This window comes from Rhodococcus sp. D-6 (assembly GCF_040256695.1).
In the GTDB taxonomy this organism is placed as follows: domain Bacteria; phylum Actinomycetota; class Actinomycetes; order Mycobacteriales; family Mycobacteriaceae; genus Rhodococcus; species Rhodococcus pyridinivorans.
In genome coordinates, this window is record NZ_CP132970.1 from 3,351,017 (window position 1) to 3,372,317 (window position 21,301).

Consider the following 21,301-nt stretch of genomic DNA (forward strand, 5'->3'; position numbering starts at 1 on the left):
TCACCGACGATGGTACAGAACGTTACCGGCGGGTCACGAGGGCCGTTCGTATGACGTACGCCGGGACCGAGCACCCCGGAGATGGCTCCTGAGCGCCTGGATAGCGTCTCCCATAGGATCGCCGAATGCGGATTCTCTATGTGTGTACCGGAAACATCTGCCGATCACCCACCGCAGAGAGGTTGACCACCGCATACGCGGCCGAGGCCGGTCGCGAGGACCTTTCGGCGCACAGCGCCGGCACCCGGGCGATGGTCGGTTACGGCATGGAACCCACCGCGGCACTCGTGTTGCAGCAGCTCGGAGGCGATCCGGACGGATTCGCTGCGCGTCGGATCACCCCGCCGATCGCGGAGGACTCCGACATGATCATCACGATGAGCGAGCGGCACCGCGCCAAGGTCATCCAGCTCGCACCGCGCAGGATGCGGGTGACGTTCACGCTGCGCGAGGCCGCCCGGCTGCAGAACGCCACCGGTGCGCGGACCATCGCAGAACTGACGACGGCCCGGGCGCAGATGTCTGCACCCGGGCCGGAGGACATCGTCGACCCGATCGGCCGTGACGAGGAGACGTTCGTCACGGTCGGATCCGAGATCGCCGATCTGTTGCTACCTCTCCTCGCCGCTCTCCGAGCCTGAGTCGTTCACCGGGCGTCGCGGTGCGTGCACCACGGGTCGCGACAGCGGCTCGGCGGCGGAGTACGCCTGCGGCGCCTGGTAGGGCTCGCTGCCGTATCGCTCCGATGCCGGCTGCGGCGCCGGCGGGAACTGCTCCGCAGCGCGGTAGTGGTAGGCGTCGTTGCTCGGCGCCGGGTGGGCCTGCGTGGCCGGCGGCTCGACATGATGCTGACCGTTCTGCGGCCGGGCCGGTCCCTCGACGGGTGCCGACGCGGTCGTCTGAGCCTGCGCAGCCGGCTGGGCGGCCGGTGCGGTCGGTGCCGGCGCTCCGACACGCTGCGTCGCCGGCGTGCTCGTCTGGGCGGCTGCCGGAGCAGCACCGTCCTTGTCGGAGCTGTAGTAGTAGCGGTATTCGTAGGCCGTGCCGCGTCCCTTGGTCGGGGTCAGCGCCAGGATCGTGCCCAGCACGGGCGCGTTGACCGCCCGCAGGTTGCCGACGGCCCGCGCGAACTGCTCGCGGGTGGTCTTGCCGTAACGCGCGATGAGCAGCGCACCGTCGGCGATGTTCGTGAGGATCGCCGCGTCGGTGACGGGCAGCAGCGGCGGCGCGTCGATGATGACGTAGTCGAAGCGCGACCGCAGGTCCTCGACGACCTCCCGCGCATGCGCGGAACCGAGCAGCTCGGACGGGTTGGGCGGCAGACCGCCGGCCGCGAGCACCCACATGCCGTCGAAGCGCGTCGGCTGGAGCACGTCCTCGAGTGCAGCCGTGTGTGCGAGCACGTTCGACAGGCCGGCGTCGCCGAGCGTGCCGAGGTACTTGGTCACACGCGGGCGGCGCAGGTCGGCTTCGACGAGCACCACGGAGTGGCCGGCCTCGGCGAGCACCAGGGCCAGGTTGACGGCCGTGGTGGTCTTGCCCTCGCCGGGCAGGGAACTGGTGATAACGATCGCGCGCGGCGGGTTGTCGACCTCGAGGAACTGCAGGTTGGTCCGCATCTCGCGGTAGGCCTCGGCGTCGCCGCTGTTGGCTTCCGCGAACACGATCGCCGGCTCCTCCTGCCGGGCCTTGTCGAGCGGGATCACACCCACCACACCGGTGCCGGCGAGCTCCTCGACGGCGTTGCGGTCCTTGATGGTGTTGTCGAGGCGATCGCGCAGCACGGCGAGGGCGATGCCGAGCAGCAGACCGACGGCCAGACCCAGCGCGACGTTCCGTGTGGTCTTCGGCGTCACCGGCGCCGACGGCGTAGCCGCGTACTGCTCGACCACCACGCGGGCGGTCGGCGGGCCGCCGTCCTCGGGGGTCTCCAGCTCGCGTGCCATGACGACGAACTCGTCCGACAGTGCGTTGGCGAGGTCGCGGGCACGCTCGGGCGACTCGTCGGTGACGGCGGTGTCGATGAGCACCGTGTCGGGGGTCGACGAGGCGGTCACCTTGCCGGCGAGATCGACGGCCGACAGATCGTCCAGTCCGAGCTTGTCGAGGGTGCGCTGCGCGAGGGTGGTGCCCTCGAGCAGTTCGGTGTAGGAGGTGACTCGCTGCTGCGAGAACAGGTTGCCCTGGTAGATCTCCTGCACCGATGCGCCCGACGAGGTCGACACGAACAGGCGTGTCTTGGCTTCGTACTGCGGCGTGGTCAGCAGGGAGGCGCCGAGGGCGGCGAGAACCGCCACCACCGTCGTGACGGCGACGATCTTCCACCTCGCCTGCAGAATTCGCAGGTAATCATGTACTTCCATCAGGGCGTCTCCCTCGTTGCGGTAACACTGCGTGCGCACCCGGCGGGCGCGGTGTGGGGGTCGTCGTGGCGCTCGAGCACGCTGTCGAGCACCGGGCCGATCGCACGCACCGCGTCCGGATCGGCCAGTTCCGAGTGCGTGAACGGCACCGGATGTTCGACGACGAGACCGCGCACATATCGCTGCCAGGTGGCGGCGATATCTGGGTGCCGGTCGAGATCGGGTTCGGCGACCACCAGGTCGATGTCGCCGTCGTATTCGCTGAGGGTGTGTCGGCGCACCGCGTCTTCGACGGCCTGCGCGGCGGCGTCGGTGCGGCGCCGGATCTCGGCGACGAGTTCTTCGGGCAGCCCGGCGATGTCGGGTACGTTCTCTGCCGTCGGGTGGGGCTCGGCAGGCACAGTCTCGGGCGTGAGCGTGTCGAGCAGCACTACCGCACCGACCTGCTCTCCGTGCTCGCGGAGCTGCACGGCCATCTCGTGTGCGATGGTGCCGCCCACCGACCAGCCCAGCAGGTGGTAGGGACCATCGGCCCTCACCTTACGGATTTCGGCCACATACCGCGCGGCGAGTTCGCCGATGCTGTCCGGAATGTCGTCGAAGCCCGTTGCCTGGAGACCGTAGAGGGTACGGCCGTCGAGATGCTGCGCGAAACCGGCGTACATCCATGCGAGTCCGCTGATGGGGTGCACGCAGAACAACGGCGGCTTCTCGTCACCGCGACCGGCGATCTCGACGAGGCTGCCGAGCGGGTCGCGTTCGTCATTACTGCGGCCGTGGTCGATGCGACCGGCGAGCGACGCGAGATCCGGGCTGGTGAACAGCCACTCGACGGGAACGTCGGCGCCGAGCTCGTCGCGCAGTTCACCGGCGACGGTGACGGCCGCGATGGAACTGCCACCGAGGTCGAAAAAGCTTCGGTCAGCGGAGATCTCGTCGATCGGCCGGTCGAGGTGGCGGGCGAACACCGCGGCGACGGTCTGCGCGATGTGTCCCTGCGGCGCCACATATGGTTCGTCGACGGCGGTGTCGTGGGCGGGCAGCGCCGCGCGGTCGACCTTGCCGGATGCCATCAGCGGCAGTGCGTCGACGACGGTGATGCTCACCGGCCGCAGGTGACGCGGCAGGTCGGCGACGAGCGCGCGACCCAACGCTGCCGTGTCGGGTGCGGTGCCGGTCTCGGGCTGAATATAGGAGACGAGCACGGTGTCGCCGTCACGTCCGGGATGCGGAACGGTCACGGCCGCCGCGACTCCCGGACGGTTCAGCAGCGCGGCGTCGACCTCGGCGGGTTCGATGCGGATGCCGTGGATCTTCACCTGGTCGTCGATGCGGGCCACGTGATCCAGTACCCCGTTCGGCAGGATCCGAACCAGGTCGCCCGTGCGGTACAGCCGCGACCCGCCGTGGCCGAACGGATTCGCGACGAATCGTGTTGCGGTGAGACCGGATTCGTAGCGGTAACCGCGGGCGGTGCTGTCACCGGTCACGTAGAGCTCGCCGACGGTACCGCGCGGCACGGGGTGCAGACGCGAGTCGAGCACGTAGGCGGTTGCTCCCGCGACAGGCGCACCGATGCTCGGCTTCTCGTCGCCGGTGAGCGGCGCGGAATACGAGACGGCGACGGTGAATTCGGTGGGTCCGTAGCCGTTGACGATCCGGTGCCGCGACCAGCGGCCCACCAGTGCACCGGGCAGGGTCTCACCCGCGGCGACGATCGTCGTCGGCTCGAATGCCTCGGGGTCGAGGGTGCCGAGCACGGTGGGCGTGAGGTTGAGGTGCGTGACGCGCTCGTCGACGATCAGCTCCTGCAGGGGTTCCCCGGCGAAGGTGTGGTCGGGGGCGATCACGAGGGCGCCGCCGTGCGCGTGGGCGGAGAGCAGTTCGAAGACCGCGGCGTCGAAGGTGTGCGAGGCGACCTGCAGCACGCGCGATTCCGGGCCGAGGTCGAGCAGGGCGGTCTGCACGTCGAGCAGCGCCGCGAGCCCACGGTGGGTGACGTCGACGCCCTTCGGTGTGCCCGTGGTGCCGGACGTGTAGATCGTGTAGGCGAGGTCGTCGGATGTGACTGCGGGACGCGGGGGTTCGACGGCGTCGAAGTCGATGCTGCGGTCGGCGGTGAGGTCGAGCCACGTCACGTGGCCGAGTTCGCGGTAGCCGACGGTCAGGCCGATGCGGGCACCGGAGTCGGTGAGGATCGCGGCGCTGCGCGCGTCGGGCTGGGTGAGGTCGACGGACACCCATGCCGCACCGAGTTTCGTGATCGCCCATACGGCGAGCGGCCAGTACTCGCTGCGCGGCACGGCGATCGCGACGAGGTCGCCGCGTCGCACGCCGTGGGAGGCGAGCACGGAGGCGATCTCGTCGGCGCGGGCGTCGAGTCCGCCGTACGTCCAGGCGACGGTGCCGGAGCGCACCGCGATGCGTCCGCGATGCTGCTCGACGGCGGTCGCGAAGATCTCGGGCAGGGTGCGCTGTGCGACGGCGGGAGCCGACAGCGGTGCGGGCACCGGCACGGCGAGATCGCCGACGGCACGGTCGGGTTCGGCGAGGGCGGCGGCGAGCATCGCGACGAGGTCGGTGAGCATCGCGTCGCCGGTGGTGTCGTCGAACAGATCCGTCGCATAGACCAGGCGCAGGTCGAGTCCGGCCTCGCGCTCGACGAGTTCGACGACCACGTCGAACTGCGCGGCCGGTTCCCCGGCGTCGGTCTCGGCGATCTGCACATCCGGCAGTTGCGGCAGCACCTCGCCGGCCTCGACGCGGTGCGTGAGCAGCACCTGGAAGAGCGGGCTGTACGACGGGTCGCGGCGCGGCGCGAGACGGGCGACGACCTCGTCGAACGGCACGTCGGCGTGCGCGAGCGCACCGAGATCGGTGGCCCGCACGTCGCGCAGCAGGTCGGTGAACGGACGCGACGGGTCGACGGCGGTGCGCAGCACGACGGTGCCGACGAACATGCCGACGAGCCGGTCGAGGCGGGCATCCGTGCGACCCGCGATCGCCGTGCCCACGGCGATGTCGGTGCGTCCGCTGCGACGCGCGAGCATCGCGGCGAGCACCGCGTGGACGAGCATGAACACGGTGACGTCGTGGCTGCGCGCGACGTCCCGGAGGCGTCGGTGGGTCTCGGTGTCGAGGGTCGAGACGATCTGCGCGCCACGGTGGGTCGGGTGCGCGGGACGCGGCCGGTCGGCGGGCAGCGGAAGCGGGCTGTCGGGCAGGCCGGCGAGTGTGGTTGTCCAATAGTCGAGTTGGCGCGCGGCGAGCGAACTCGGGTCGGTGGCGTCGCCGAGCAGTTCGTGCTGCCAGCGCGCGTAGTCGCCGTAGGTGACGGGCAGCGACTCGAAGACCGGCGCTTCTGCCCCGCGACGCGCGGCGTAGCCGACGGCGAGATCGGTGAGCAGCGGACCGACGGACGCGCCGTCGAACGCGATGTGGTGCACGGCGGCAGCGAGCACCCAGCGGCCGGGTTCGACGTCGAACAACCGGATCCGCATCGGGGCCTGCGTCGTGATGTCGAAGGGCGTGGTGATCGTGGCGGTCACGGCCGCGGCGACGTCCACCGGCGCGGAGTGTTCGAGCACCGGCGGGTCGACGGGTACCTGCACGTCGTCGGTGAAGGCGGTGCGCAGCACGCGGTGGCGGTCGACGACATCACCCACCGCGGCGGTGAGGGCGTCGACGTCGAGGTCGCCGCTCAGCGTCAGCACGACCGGCACGACATAGCCGGCGGTGCCGGTCTCGGCCCGCGCGACGATGCCGAGGCGGCGCTGCGCGGGTGCGATCGGTGCCGGGGTGTCATCGTCGTAGTGCCGCAGCGCGACACGCTGGTCGTCGCCGGATTCGATGCGGGCAGCGAGCGCGGCGAGGGTGGCGGCGGCGAGCACTTCGCGCACCGGCACGTCGGTGCCGAACGCCTCGCTGAGTCGCGCGGCGAACACGACGGCCGACAGCGAATCGCCGCCGGCGGTGAAGAACCCCCGGTGCGCGGCCGGGCGAGCACCGAGCACGTCCTCGGCGACGGTCACGACGAGATCCTCGGCATCGGTGAGCGGCCGGTCGAGGGCGGCGTCGTCGTCGAGTGCGGCGGCGTCGTGCAGTTCGAGGGCGGCGACGTCGAGCTTGCCGTTGGACGTGAGGGGCAGCTGGTCGAGCGCGTGCACGCGGGTCGGCATGCGGTGCGGCGGCACGACGAGCGCGAGTCGCGCGGTGATGTCGTCGGCCGACAGGTCCGGTCCGGCCGCGAACGCGACGAGCGTGCCGCTCACCGCGACCACCGCTGCCTGCCGGATACCGGGCTGGGCGAGCAGCGTGGCTTCGAGTTCGCCGGGTTCGATGCGCACGCCGCGCACCTTGAGCTGGCGGTCGGTGCGGCCGAGATAGCCGAGGGTGTCGTCGACGCGGCGGTGGACGCGGTCGCCGGTCCGGTACATGCGGGCACCACCGGGGGCGGCGACGAAGCGTTCGGCGGTGCGGGCGGGGTCGTCGAGATATCCGGCGGCGAGGCCTTCACCGGCGAGGTACAGCTCGCCGACGGCTCCGGCGGGCACGGGACGCAGGCGCGCGTCGAGCACGTGGGCGACGGTGCCGGGCACGGGCTTGCCGATGCTCGGGCGGGTGCCGGGTTCGATGTCGACGAGGGTCGCGACGATCGTGGCCTCGGTCGGTCCGTAGGCGTCGAGCATCACGCGGCCGTCGGCCCAGCGCGCCGCGAGCGACGGCGACAGCGATTCGCCTCCGGAGGCGACGACCTTCAGGTCGGGCAGTCCCTCGGGGTCGAGGGTGCCGAGCACCGTGGGGGTCGACAGGTAGTGGGTGATGCGCTGTTCGGTGAGGTAGCGGTGCAGGTCCTGACCGGCGTAGACGTCCGGGGGTGCGACGACGAGCGTCGCGCCGGTGGTGTGGGCGAGCAGCAGTTCGAGCAGCGCGGCGTCGAACTCGGGTGAATAGCCGTGCAGCACGCGGTCTCCGGGCTCGACCCGGTAGCGCTCGGCCGCTTCGGCGGCGAGCGGGGCGAGTCCGCGGTGCGTCACCGCGACCCGCTTCGGGGTGCCGGTGGAGCCGGAGGTGGACACGACGTAGGCGGTTCCGGGCAGGCACGTCTCCCCTGCCTGCCGCGAATGTGTGAAGGCCGCACCGGTCTTGGTGATGGCCCACAGGGTGCGGATGTAGTCGACGCTGCGCGGTGCGTCGATGCGCACGATCTTCCCGTCCCGCGCGCCGTCGGCCCGCAGTTCGTCGGCGAGGGCGTCGGACTGTGCGTCGAGTTCGCGGTAGGTGAGCGATTCGCCGTCGCCGCGCAGGGCTTCCCGGTCGGGATGGGCGGCGGCGGTGGCGCGCAGCATCTCGGCGAGGGTGCGTGCCGGGGCCGGTTCGCCGCTGTCGAGGGCGGCGGCCGGGGCATCGACGACCACTTCACCGATGGCCCTGTCGGGTGCGCTCGCCAGGCTGCCGAGCAGCGCGACGAACCGGGTGACGAGCAGTTCGGCGGTGCGGCCGGCGAAGCGGGAGGCGTCGAACACGAGCGTGCCGGTGTAACCGTCGGGACGTGGGGCCAGCGTGAACTGCAGATCGAACTTCGTTGTGTCGTCGAGGACTTCGCGGGCCTCGACGGTGAGCTCTCCCAGGCTGATCGGGTCGAAGCCGAAGTCCTGCAACGCCAACGCGACCTGCGGTGCGCCGCTCTGCCGCTCCGACAGCAACTGCTCGTAGGGCACGGCGACGTGGTCGAAGGCGGCGACATCGAAATCGCGGACCTGGCCGAGCAGCCCAGCGAACGACATGTCCGGAGCCACGCGGGCGCGCAGCACGAGGGTGTCGAGGAACGGTCCGACGAGCTCTTCGAGCTGCGCCCAGCGACGTCCGCCCACAACAGCGGCGACGGCGATGTCGTCGCTGCCGCCGAGTCGCGCGAGCAGCACCGACAGCGCGGCGTGCAGCACCATGAACTCGGTGGCGCCGTGTGCGCGGGCGAGGTCGGCGAGCGCGTCGCGTACCTCGGCGGGCACGGTGAAGCCGACGCTGCGCGCACCGGTGTCGATTCCGGTGGCGTCGGCGGGCAGTTCGGTGACGGTCAGTCCGTCGAGGGCGCGTCGCCAGTGCTCCAGATCGTGCTCGGGGATGCCACGTTCGGCTTCCCACAGGGCGTAATCGGCGTACTGCAGCGGCAGCGGTTCCCACTGCGGTGTCGCACCGTTCACGCGGGCGAGATACGCGATGGTGAGGTCGCGCAGCAACGGCCGCAGCGACGTGCCGTCGGCGATCGAATGGTCGACGTCGAGGTGCAGCACGTGCTGGTCGGGGCCGGTGCGTTCGAGTCGCACGCGCCACCGGTCGCTGCGCGGCGCCTCGTGGACCTGCTGGTACACGCCGTCGCCGTCGACGATGTAGTCGGTGCGCAGGATCTCGTGGCGCAGCGCGACGTCGCCGAGCGCGGCCTGCAGGGCACCGAGGTCGAGCGGTCCGCTCAGGTTGACCACGCTGCGCAGCCGGTAGGCATCGGGGGCAAGCGAACTCAATCCCCACAGACGACGCTGGGCGCGGCTGAGCGGAATCCGTTCCGGTCGCGGCGACACCGCGACGGGTCCGGCGTCGGTGTCGAAACCACCGGCGTCGAGGGCGGCGGCGAGCGCGTCGACGGTGGGGTTCGCGAAGACTGTACGCAGCGGCACGTCGGTGCCGGTCTCGTCGCGCAGGCGGCCGACGAGGACGGTGGCGAGCAGCGAGTTGCCGCCGACGGCGAAGAAGTCGTCGGTGCGTCCCACGGCGGTGCCGTCGCCGAGGACGTCGCCGATGATGCGGGCGACGAGGGCTTCGGTCTCCGTGCGGGGTTCGCTGCCTTCCCCGGCGGCAGGTTCGGGCAGTGCGGCGGCGTCGACCTTGCCGTGGGAGGTGAGCGGGATCGCGGCGAGCGGCACGATCGCGGTGGGCACGAGGTGCGCGGGCAGGAGGGTGCGCAGCTGGGCTCGCAGGTCTGCGTCGTCCAGGTTATCGCCGTCGAGGTTCTCACCGGTGACGTAGGAGATGAGGCGGCCGCTGCGCACGAGGGTCACGGCTCGGTCGACACCGTCGAGAGCGGTGAGCGCGGTGTCGATCTCGCCGGGTTCGATGCGCACGCCGCGCAGCTTGATCTGGTTGTCGCTGCGGCCGACGAATTCGAGGGCACCGGCGCGGGTCCAGCGCACGAGGTCGCCGGTGCGGTAGCGGCGGCCGTCGGGTCCGGCGACGAACCGCGCCGCGGTGCGCGCGGCGGCGTCGCGGTAGCCGGACGCGAGTCGCGGTCCCGAGACGTAGAGTTCCCCGACCACGCCGGCGGGCACGGGACGCAGTCGCTCGTCGAGGACCTCGACGGTGACGCCGCGGACCGGGGTGCCGATGACGATGTCGTCGCCGGGTCGCAGGGGCTGCGAGTTGGTGACGAACATCGTGGCCTCGGCCGGGCCGTAGCTGTTGACGAGGGTGCGCCCGTCTCCCCAGCGGTCGACGATCTCGCGAGTGAGCCGGTCACCGCCGAGCACGAGCGTGCGCAGGGCCGGCAGGTCGCGCACCGGCACGGTCGCGAGCGTCGACGGCGTCATCACCGCGTGGGTGATCGCGGCACTGTCGAGCAGGTCGCCGAGGGCAGCGCCGCCGTAGCTGTCGGCGTCGGCCACCACGAGCGTCGCGCCGGAGATGCCGGCGGTGAGCATCTCGAGCATCGCGGCGTCGAACGACGGTGCCGCGACGTGCAGGACGCGATCGCCCGGGAAGGCGGCGAGATATTCGCCGATGTCCTCGGCGAACGCGCTCGCGGCGCGCTGGGTGACGGTGACGGCCTTGGGGTGTCCGGTGGTGCCGGAGGTGAAGACGAAGTAGGCGGGTGCGTCGGGTGCGGGGTCGACGACGTCGGCGAGCGGTTCCTCGTCGTCGGAGGTCACCTCGAGCCACCGCACGGTCGCCGGAAGTGTCGGCGCTTCACCGACTCCCACGTGCACGTCGGCGAGCATCTCGCCCAGACGCGTGGTGGGGGCGGTGGGGTCGACGAGCATCGGTGCGGCGCCGGCGCCGATGATGCCCCACACGGCGAGCACCGATTCGAGCGAACGCGGGTAGGCGCACGCCACCGGATCGCCCGGACGCACCCCGGCGAGCTGGAGGCGCGCGGCGAGAGCGTCGGAGTAGTAGAGCAGTTCGGGATACGACAGTTCGCGGTCGCCGTCGACGATCGCGAGTTCCTCGCCACCGGCGGCCGCGCCCTGCGCGAGCCACTGCCGCAGCGACCGCGATGCACCCGGCACAGCACCGACGGTGGGCAGGCCGGCGTCGCCGTGCAGGTCGATCTCCCCGACCCGCACGCCCGGATCGGCGACGGCGGCGCTCAGGATCGTGCGCAGGCGGTCGGCGTAGGCGGCGACGGTGTCGGCGTCGTACAGGTCTGTGCTGTAGAAGAATTCGAGGTCGATGCCGTCCTGCTGCTCGGTGACGGTGACCTGCACGTCGACGTTGACCGTTTCGGTGTCGACAGGCGCGGCGGTGACGTTCAGGCCGGGCAGCGCGAAGGTGGAGGCAACGGGTCGTGCCTGCGACAGCGCGATCTGGAACAGCGGGTGCCGTGCTTCGCTGCGGGCGGGCTGCAGCTTCTCGACGAGCGTCTCGAACGGTGCGTCCGGGTTGCCGTAGGCGGCGAGGTCGCGGCGGTGCACCTGCGTGAGCAGCTCGGTGAAGGTGGCGTCGGGGTCGACGTCGGTGCGCAGCACGAGGGTGCCGGCGAACATGCCGACGACGTCGTCGAGCTGCGGGTCGCCGCGACCGGAGACGGCGGTGCCGATGGGGATGTCGCGACCGGCACCGTGCCGCGCGAGCAACGCCGCGAGTGCGGCGTGCAGCACCATGAACACCGTCGCGCGACCCTCACGGGCCAGCGTGTGCAGTCCGCGGACGAGGTCGACGTCGAGCGAGACGGTGTGGGCGGCACCGTGTCCGGTGGGTTGCGCGGGGCGCGGCCGGTCGCCGGGCAGGGTCACCTCGTCGGGCAGGTCGGCGAGTTCGCCCAGCCAGTACGGGATCTGTTCGTCGGCGACGCTGCGCTGCCACCGCGCGTAGTCGGTGTACTGGACGGGCAGCGCCGGCAGCTCGGGGCTCGCGCCGGTGAGGCGGGCGTCGTAGGCGACGGCGATGTCGCGCAGCAGCGGCGTCAGCGACCAGCCGTCGGCTGCGATGTGGTGCAGGACGACGAGCAGCACGTGCCGATCCGGTGCCGTCCGGTACAGCCGCATGCGGGCCGGGGGTTCGACGGTGAGGTCGAAGCCGGTGGTGGCGTAGTCGCGGACGAACTCGTCGAGGGCGTCCTCCGGCACGGCCACCGGGTCGAGGTCGGGGCGCGCGACGGGCAGCACGGTGTACTCGTCGGCGGCCGGGTAGACGGTGCGCAGTGTGCGGTGCCGTTCGAGCACGTCGGTCACGGCGGCGGCGAGCGCGTCGAGGTCGAGGTTCCCGTCGAGCCGCACCGCGAAGGGCAGGTTGTAGCTCGGGGAGGCCGGGTCGAAGCGGTTGATGAACCACAGGCGTTGCTGCGCCGCCGACAGCGGAGCGGGTGCGTCGGGGTCGGCGACGAGACGCGCACGGCGAGAGGGCTTATCGCTTCCACTGGTTATGTGTGAAGTTAGGGCTGTAATGGTCCGGTTCTCGAAGATGTCTCTCACGGTGACATCGGTGTCCAGTACGTCCGACAGGCGACCGGCCAGGCGCGTGGCGAGCAGCGAGTTGCCGCCGAGGTGGAAGAAGTCGTCGTCGGCGCCGAGGGTGCCGGCAGTGATGCCGAGCAGTTCGGCACACACGTCCGCGACGAGTTCCTCGACCGGTCCGTGCGGTGCCGCACCCCCACCGGCCGTGACGTCGGGGGTGGGCAGCGCGGCGCGGTCGAGTTTGCCGTTGGCGGTGAGCGGCAGTGCGTCGAGAACCACAGCGGCCGACGGGACGAGGTAGTCGGGCAGGCTGCGTCGCAGGTCGCGCAGGGCGTCGATGGCGTCGCCTCCGACGAGATAGGCGACGAGGCGGTCGTCGCGCAGCAGCACGACGGCCTGGCGCACGCCTTCGCTGCGCAACAGGGCGGCTTCGATCTCGCCGGGTTCGATGCGGTAGCCGCGCAGTTCGATCTGCTGGTCGGCGCGACCGAGATAGTGCAGGGCACCGCTGGTGTCGCGGCGGCCGAGGTCGCCGGTGCGGTAGCGGCGGGTGCCACCGGGAGCAGCGACGAAGCGGGTCGCGGTCTGGCCGGGGCGTCCGCGGTAGCCGCGCGCGAGTTGGTCTCCGCGCACGTACAGTTCGCCGATCGCGCCGGGCAGTGCGGGTCGCAGCGACGAGTCGAGCACATCCACGGCGAGACCGGTCAGCGGCGCACCGATGCCGGTCGCGGTGGCGTCACCGAAGGTGACGTGCACGGTGGTTTCGGTGATGCCGAACATGTTGATCGTCCGCACATGCGGATGGCTTGCGGCCCACGGGCGCACGCGCTCCGGGTCGAGGGCTTCGCCGCCGAAGATCACCAGCCGCAGGTCTTCGAGCGGCGCGTGATCGGTGGCGGCGAGCTGGTAGAAGGCCGTGGGGGTCTGGTTGAGCACCGTCACCCGGTTGCTGGTGAGCACGTCCACGAAGGCGGCCGGGTCGCGCACGGTGAGGTGGTCGATCACCACCACAGAAGCGCCGGTGGCGAGCGGTGCCCACATCTCCCACACGGAGAAGTCGAAGGCCGGCGAGTGGAACATCGTCCACACGTCGTCGGCCCGCAGCCTGAATTCGTCGACGGTCGCGGCGAGCAGCGACAGCACGTTGCGGTGCGTGACCTGCACGCCCTTGGGGGTTCCGGTGGAGCCGGAGGTGTAGACGATGTAGGCGCCGAGATCCGCGACGAGCGGGAAGTCGAACAGGGCCCCGTCGTCGAGGCGGCCGGCCACCTCCGGGTCGTCGAGTCGCAGCGTCGGCACGCGGACGTCGGTGAAGTCGCTGTCGGTGACGACCAGCGAGGGCTGCGCGTCGTCGAACAGGGCCTGCAGGCGCGTCGCGGGATGCGTGACGTCGACGGGCAGGTAGATGCCGCCGGCGCGGGAGACGGCGAGGATCGCGACGACGAGCTCGGGGGTGCGCGGCAGCGCGACGGCGACGACGTCCTCGGTGGTGACGCCGCGTTCGCGGATGAGTTTGGCGAGCGCGCCCGAGCGCGACCACAGCGCGCCGTAGCTGAGGGAGTACCCGTCCCCCACCACGGCGACGGCCGCCGGATCGTCGGCCACGCGTTGCGCGACCAGCTCGGGCAGCGACTCTGCCGAAAGTTGTTGGGCGACGCCGACGGGGGTGAGGTCGGCGTCGCCCAACTCGATACCGCCGACCGACACAGCCGGGTCGGCGGTAACGGCATCGAGGATACGCACGAACCACGACTGCCACTGCACAATCGTGTGCGAATCAAAAAGTTCGTCCGCGTACGTGAGGACCGTTTCCAAACCGGCGGGCACACCGGTCTCGGAACGGCGTTCGCGCACGGTCAGTTCGAGGTCGACGCGGGCCGTGCCCACCGGGATCTCGCGGATCGTCGTGGAGCTGCCGGGCAGCGTGAACTCGTCGAGCGAGAACGACTCGTACGCCAGGATGACCTGGAACAACGGGTGGTGCGCGTCGGTGCCGGCGCCCACCGCGTCGACGATGCGATCGAACGGCACGTCGGCGTGGGCGAAGGCGTCGAGGTCGGCGCGACGGGTGTCGGCGAGCAGGTCGGCGAAGGTGCGGCGCGGATGCACCCGCAACCGCAGCGGCACGGTGCCGACGAACATGCCCACCACGTCGTCGACCGCGGCGTCGCTGCGTCCGGAGACCGGTGTGCCGATGGTGACGTCGTCGGTGGCGGCGAGCGCCGACAGCAGCGTCGCGAAGGCCGCGTGCATCACCATGAACGGCGTGACGTCGTGGGCGCGGGCGAGCTTGTCGATCGCGGCGTGCAGTTCGGCGGGGATCGTGAAGCTCGCGCGACCCGCGGTACCGGTGGTCGCCGCGGTGCGGGGACGGTCGGTGGGCAGCGCAAGCAGCGGCGGCGCATCGTCGAGGGTCTGCTTCCAGAAGGCGAGTTGTCGGGCCGCGAGGCTGTCGGGGTCGTTCTCGTCGCCGAGCGCGGCCCGGTGCCAGCGCGCGTAGTCGCGGTAGGTGACCGGCGGTGCCGGCAGCTCCGGAGTCTCCCCGTCGCGGTGGGAACGGTAAGCGGCGACGGCGTCGCGGCCGAGCGGCAGCAGCGACAAGCCGTCGGCGGCGATGTGGTCGATCACCACGGCGAGCACGTAGCCGGAGCTTGTCCGATACAGCCGGGTGCGGATCGGTGGGTCGACGGTGAGATCGAAACGCGCGCGAGCGAAGTCGGTCAGCTCCGCATCGAGGTCGGTGCCGGCGTCGACGGGCTCGAGGTCGAGCGTCACCGACGGCAGCACGTGCTGACGCGGGCCGGACGGACTGTCGGGGAAGACCGTGCGCAGCGAGTCGTGGCGAGACAGCACGGTGGCGGCGGCCGCACGCACGGCGTCGAGATCGGTGTCGGCGTCGAGATCGAGCGCGAAGGCGATGTGGTCGCCACCGTCGACGCCGTCGGCCACGTCGAACCGGTTGAGCAGCCACATGCGCTGCTGCGCGGGGGCGAGCGGTGCGTCGCTGTCGTCGTCGATGTGGACGAGCGGCAGGTGCTCGCCGGTGGGTTCCTCGGCGAGCAGGTTCGCGAGTTCGGCGACGGTGGGGTGCTCGAAGATGTCGCGCACACCCACCCGGCGACCCGCGACTCCCCGCAGGCGCGCGGCGAGCTGGGTCGCGAGCAGCGAGTTGCCGCCGACGGCGAAGAAGTCGTCGGATCCGGCGACGCTCGGCAGGTCGAGCAGGTCGGCGACGACACCGGCGACGAGTTCTTCGGTGGCGCTGCGATATCCGTCGGTGCGGGTCGCGGTGACCTCCGGCTCGGGCAGTGCGGCGCGGTCGATCTTGCCGGTGCTGGTGAGTGGGAACGCGTCGAGCACGGTGACGGTCGCGGGCACCATGTGCCGCGGCAGACGCTCGGCGGCCCACTCGCGGATCTCGTGCGGGTCGAGGCGGCCGTTGCGGCTGTGCACGTAGGTGGCGAGGGTGTCGCCGCGCACCACGGTCACGGCGGTGCCGATACCCGGGTGGTTCTGCAGGGTCGCGTCGATCTCGCCGAGTTCGATGCGGAAACCGCGGATCTTGACCTGGTGGTCGCTGCGGCCGACGAATTCGAGAGCGCGGTCGTCGTCATGTCCCGTCCAGCGAACGAGATCGCCTGTGCGGTAGAGACGTCCGGTGCCGAACGGGTCGGCGACGAACCGGTCGGCGGTGAGCGCGGGTGCGTCGAGGTAGCCGCGGGCGACGCCCTGTCCACCGAGATACAGCTCGCCGGTCACCCCCTCGGGCACGGGCCGCAGGCGTTCGCTCAGCACCACCGCGGTGACTCCGACGAGGCCGGTGCCGATGGTGAGCCGGTCGCCGGGTGCGAAGGGTTCGCTCGACGTGGCGAGCACCGTCGTCTCAGTGGGTCCGTAGACGTTGAGCAGGGTGCGGCCGGGTGCCCAGCGTTCGGCGGTCTCGACCGGCCACGCCTCGCCGCCGATCGCGATCGTGCGCAGGGCGTCGAGTCCGGCGGGGTCGAGCTGTGTGGGCACCGAGGGCGTCGAGAACCAGTGGGTGATGCCCTCGGTGCGAAGCAGTTCCACGAGTTCGTCGCCACCAAACAGGTCGGCGGGTGCGACCACCAGCGTGCCGCCGGAGGTGAGCGCCAGGACGTATTCGAGCACCGCACCGTCGAAGGCGGGGGTGGCGAAGTGCAGCACACGTGCGTCGGTTGCGGTGTCCGAGATGGTGGGCAGGTCGAAGCGCTCGACGAACGACTGCGCGAGCGGGCCGAGTCCGCGATGCGAGACCACCACGCCCTTGGGCCGGCCGGTGGAGCCCGAGGTGTAGACGACGTAGGCGGTGTTGTCGACGTGCAGCGGCCGCACACGATCGGCGTCGGTGATCGGGCGGGTGTCGCCCTCGACGGTGAAGGTGATCGGCTCGACCCCGGCGGGCAGCGCGACGTCGCCGTCGACGATCGCGTACCGCGCGCCGGATGCGCCGAGCAGCTGAGCGATGCGTGCGGCGGGCTGGTTGGGGTCGACGGGCACGAAGGCCGCGCCGCTCAGCGCGACGGCTGCGGCGGCGAGCACCGACCGCGTCGACCGCGAGAGCACGACGGCCACCCGGTCTTCCGTCCCGATGCCCCGCTCGATCAGCGTCCACGCGAGCGGGCGTGCCGCCGTGCGGATCTCGACGGCCTGTCCCCCGGGTTCGGTCACGCAGGCCGACGACCGGTCGATGATCTCGGCGAAGGTCGCTTCCGGCCCGGGTTCGGCCGGTTCGACGGAGAGGGTGCCGAGGTCGAGATCGCCGACGGGCAGCGACGGATGCTGCGCAACCTGTTCGAGCACTCCGCTCAGGCGGGTCACCCAGCGGGCAATGGTGTCGTCGTCGAACAGTTTCGTGTCGTAGACGAGGCGGCCGGTGAGCGATCCGTCGCGCAGTTCGCGCAGCGAGATCTCGAGGTCGAATCGTGCCTGCGCCGAGGCGATCTCCTGCGGCCGCACGGTGAGGCCGGGTAGTTCGAGGTCGGGCACGTCCACGTTGTCGTAGGCGAGCATCACGTGGAAGGGCGAGAAACCGAGGGCGTCGACGACGTAGTCGAACGGCACGGTGGCGTGCGCGAAGGCGTCGAGGTCGGTGTCGCGGGCCTGCGCGAGCAGCGTCGTGAACGGTTGCGCCGGGTCGACATTCGTCCGCAGGGTGACGGTGCCGACGAACATGCCGACGAGCGCGTCGAGGTCGGGATGGTCGCGACCGGCCGTTCCGGTGCCGATGGCGATGTCGTGCCCGGACGTCCAGGCGGCCAGCCACACGGCGACGGCGGCGTGCACGGCCATGAAGGTGGTGGCGTCGTGCGCGGCGGCAACGGACCGCAGTGCCGCGACCTGCTCGGCCGGCACCGTGAAGTCCACGGCCGCGGCGGGACCGAAGCCGCCGTTGCGGGGGCGGTCGGTGGGCAGCGGCGCCGCGTCGGCGAGACCGTCGAGTGTGCGTGTCCAGTAGTCGATCTCGCGACCGGCGCGGGTGTCGGGCGCTGTCGGATCGCCGAGGCGGTCGAGGTGCCACTGCGCGTAGTGCCGGTAGTGCAGCGGCAGCGGCGTCCACGCAGGCGCTTCCCCGGCGGTGCGGGCGAGGTAGGCGGTGGCGACGTCGGCGGTGAGCGGCACGAACGACGCACCGTCGAGTGCGATGTGGTGGGCGACGACGGCGAGCACGTGCTTGTCGTCGGCGAGTCGCAGCAAGCGGATCCGGAACGGGATCTGCGCGGTGAGGTCGAACGGTTCGGCTGCCCACTCGGTGATGAGCGCTTCGACGTCGCCCTCGGCCGTTTCGGGTTCGAGCGCGAGACCGGTGACGGCACGCTCGAGCGGCAGTACGTCCTGCACTGGGCCGTCGAGCTCGAGGCGGAACAGTGTGCGGAGGGTTTCGTGCCGGTCGAGGACGTCCACCACCGCGGCCTGCAGCGCCGGCAGGTCGAGGGCGCCGTCGAGGTGCAGCGCGAAGGGCAGGTGGTAGGCGGCAGGGTCGCCGTGTGCCCGGGCGAGCAGGAACAGTCGGCGCTGCGCGGGAGCGAGTGGCGACGGTCCGGTGTCGGGGGTGGCGACGGGTCGCGATTCCGATTCGGGTCGCTTCGCCGCAGCGGCCGCCAGTCGGGCGACGGTCGGGTGGGCGAACACGTCGCGCAACTGCACGTCGCGGCCCAGCGCGGCACCGAGACGGGCGGCGAGCTGTGCGGCGCCGAGCGAGTGACCGCCGAGCGCGAAGAAGTCGTCGTCGGCTCCGATGTCGTCGATGCCGGTGAGCTCGGCGAACAGCTCGGCGACGATCTTCTCGCTCGGGCCGTTGGGCGGCCGCGATCCGACGGCCACAGCACGCTCGGGTGCGGGCAGCGCACGCCGGTCGACCTTGCCACCCGGCGTGAGCGGCAGCGCCTCGAGCACGGTGATCGACGACGGACGCAGATAGGTGGGCAGTTCGTCGGCGAGGCGGACGGTGAGATCGGCGGGGTCGACGTCGCCCACGACGTAGGCGGCGATGTGCTCGCCGTGGACGGTGACGGTCGCGGCCTGCACCTCGTCGAAGGAGACGAGCGCGGCTTCGATCTCGCCGAGTTCGATGCGATAACCGCGGATCTTCACCTGCTGGTCCACGCGGCCGAGGAATGCGAGGTGGCCGTCGGTGGTCCAGCGGGCGCGGTCGCCCGTGCGGTACATGCGCCCACCGAACGGTGAGGCGACGAAGCGTTCGGCGGTGAGGGCCGGCGCGCCGAGGTAGCCGCGCGCGACGCCCGGTCCCCCGAGATACAGCTCGCCGATCACGCCGGCGGGCACGGGATGCAGGCGGGAGTCGAGGACGACGGCGGTGGTGCCGTCGATCGGCCGGCCGATCGGCACGCCCGCGCCGGGCTGCAGCGGGTCGCTGAGGGTCGCGAGAATCGTGGTCTCGGTGGGCCCGTAGGCATTGAGCATCGTGCGGCCGGTGGACCAGCGATCGGCCACGGCCTGCGGCAGTGCTTCGCCCCCGGCGTCGAGAACCTGCAGGTCGGGCAGGCCGTCGTCGGGGGTGACGGCGAGGATCGCCGGTGCGGTGATCGCGTGGGTGACGCCTTCGCTGCGCAGCAGAGTGGCCAGCGCCGGTCCGCCGACGGCGTCGGGCGGGCAGATCACCAGAGTCGCGCCGGCGTCGAAGGCCAGGAGCAGTTCCTGCAGCGATGCGTCGAAGGACGGCGACGCGAGGTGCAGCACGCGCGACGTCTCGTCGGCGCGGTAGCGATCGCGCAGCGTCGACACGAGCGCCGACACACCGCGGTGGCCCACCGCGACGGCCTTCGGGGTGCCGGTGGAACCGGACGTGTGGATGACCCACACCGTGTTGTCGACGTGCAGCGGCCGCAGGCGATGCTCGGCGATGAAAGTCTCAGCGGAACCGTCGGCAGGCGGCGCGATGCGGGTGACGTGCTCGGGCAGCGCCGGGTGGTCGTGGGCGACGGCGATCCGCACGTCGCGCAGCACCTGATCGAGGCGACGGGCGGGAAGTTCGGGGTCGAGCGGGGTGTAGGCGGCACCGGTCTTGGCGACGGCCCACAGTGCGACCACCGAATCGATCGAGCGAGGCAGCAGCACCGCGACGCGCTTTTCGGGTCCGGCACCCGCCGCGACCAGTGCATGAGCGAGCGCGTCGGAGCGGGCGTCGAGTTCGCGGTAGGTGATGCTGTCGTTTCCGTCCACGACGGCGACGGTGTCGCTCGCGGCGTGGCGGGTGAGGACGTCGGGCAGCAGTCCCGGCTCGGGCGCGGTGCGTCCGCGGGCGGGAGCCAGACCGTCGAGTTCGGCCGGGTCGGCGAGGGCGAGATCGCCCACCGCGACGCCCGCGTTCTGCACGAACTCCTTCAGGAATCCGCGGAAACGGCTGTGCAGCGACGAGAGGTGTTCGCCGCTGTAGAGATTGGGGTTGGCCTCGAAGTCGACGCGCATCGTGCGGCCGGCGACGCCCGGGTAGACGTTGACCGACAGGTCGTCGACCGGTCCGGTGGACTGCACGTGGTAATCACCGATCACGTCGCCGAACGCGATCTGCGGATGGAACATCATCAGGTTGACGACGGGACCGAACGCATTGCGGGTCTCGCTGTGCTCGCGGCCCATCTCGCGCAGGTCGGCCAGCATGTCTTCGTAGCGGTAGCGCTGATGACGCAGGGCTCCGGTGAGTTCGACCTGCACGTCGCGGATCAGATCGGTGGCCGGCGCCGCCTGATCGAAGCGGACCCGCAGCGGAACGACGTTGGAGATGGCTCCGGCGGAGCGACGCAACGGCGCGGTGGTGCGGGCCGAGACCGGAAGCGTGAGCACCACATCGTCGGTGCCGCATGCGCGGGACAGAAACGCGGCGAAGGCGGCGACGACGATCGGGACGTCGGTCGAATTCGCGTCGTGGGCCAGAGCCGTCACGGCGTCGGCGACCTCGGACAGCAACTCGGCACCGGCATGGCGAGCCGGCACCTTCGGCGGAGCGACGCCATCGACGAGCGAAATCGGTTCGGGCAGGTCGGAAAGCCGCTCGAGCCAGTGGGCACGATCGGCGGTCTGACGTTTCGACCCCGTATATGCAACCTCGAACTCGACGATCTTTTCGACGGGCATCGAGGTGACGGGCGGTGTCTCCTCCCCCGCAATCCACGCCGAGTAGAGCTCGGCCGAGCGGTTGAGCATGATCATCGCGCCGTGCCCGTCCAGAGCTATGTGGTGGACATAGCTGGACAGGAAGTACCGGCCGTCGGCGACATGGAGCAGCGCCGTCGCGATCAATCGGTCGCGCAGCGGATCGATGGGCCGCGAGAACCGCTCGCTCATCCACCGGTGGGCCGCAGCTTCGGGGTCGTCGCACGAACGGAAATCCACGTACGGGACGTCGTCGTCGAACTCCACATCGACGACCTGCTCTGGAAGCCCTTCCTTTTCGACGAGGAAAAGGAAGCCGGACTCCACGTCGCGTGCACCCTGCACACATGCCTTACGAACGAGGTCGTGATTGAGCTCGCCTCGAAGTTCTACGTACTGGGCGATCGTGAAGGGCACATCAGGATGGAGTGCTTGCGCGTACCAGAGACCCCGCTGACTAGGGGACAGCGGAAGTAGATGCACCACGCTCCCCTCGCCCTCGCCCGACACAATTCAGGACAGGGGACGTGCAGAATCCTCCCCTATCGTGCGATCGTGGACGGAGCCTCCCAACTCCACGGTCACGATCACCGTGCAGAAGTTTACTTACAGTCACGGTTACCCACCACTTGAACGGTCGGC

3 protein-coding genes are annotated in these 21,301 nt (G+C 71.0%); 1 reads left to right on the top strand and 2 read right to left on the bottom strand.

The genetic code is table 11. From position 1 onward, the window contains the following. Positions 1 to 125 precede the first annotated feature (125 nt). Positions 126 to 641: a low molecular weight phosphatase family protein gene (locus RBB84_RS15665; protein WP_024101937.1), complete on the top strand. Its 516-nt coding sequence runs from the start codon at positions 126 to 128 to the stop codon at positions 639 to 641. On the opposite strand, the gene RBB84_RS15670 is transcribed toward RBB84_RS15665, so the two are convergent. Together RBB84_RS15670 and RBB84_RS15675 are read right to left on the bottom strand one after the other, a co-directional pair. Then, positions 612 to 2,363, bottom strand: coding sequence for a polysaccharide biosynthesis tyrosine autokinase (locus RBB84_RS15670; protein WP_064256584.1), 1,752 nt, complete (start codon positions 2,361 to 2,363; stop codon positions 612 to 614). The genes RBB84_RS15665 and RBB84_RS15670 overlap by 30 nt on opposite strands. Beyond that, a complete protein-coding gene (locus RBB84_RS15675) occupies positions 2,363 to 21,169 on the bottom strand; it encodes an amino acid adenylation domain-containing protein (protein WP_350246252.1) in 18,807 nt (6,268 codons plus the stop codon). The genes RBB84_RS15670 and RBB84_RS15675 overlap by 1 nt, the downstream gene beginning before the upstream one ends. Positions 21,170 to 21,301 lie beyond the last annotated feature (132 nt).

Coding starts and splice junctions, on each gene's coding strand:
- RBB84_RS15665 (WP_024101937.1), top strand. CDS start 126: ATGCGGATTCTCTATGTGTGTACCGGAAACATCTGCCGATCACCCACC.
- RBB84_RS15670 (WP_064256584.1), bottom strand. CDS start 2,363: ATGGAAGTACATGATTACCTGCGAATTCTGCAGGCGAGGTGGAAGATC.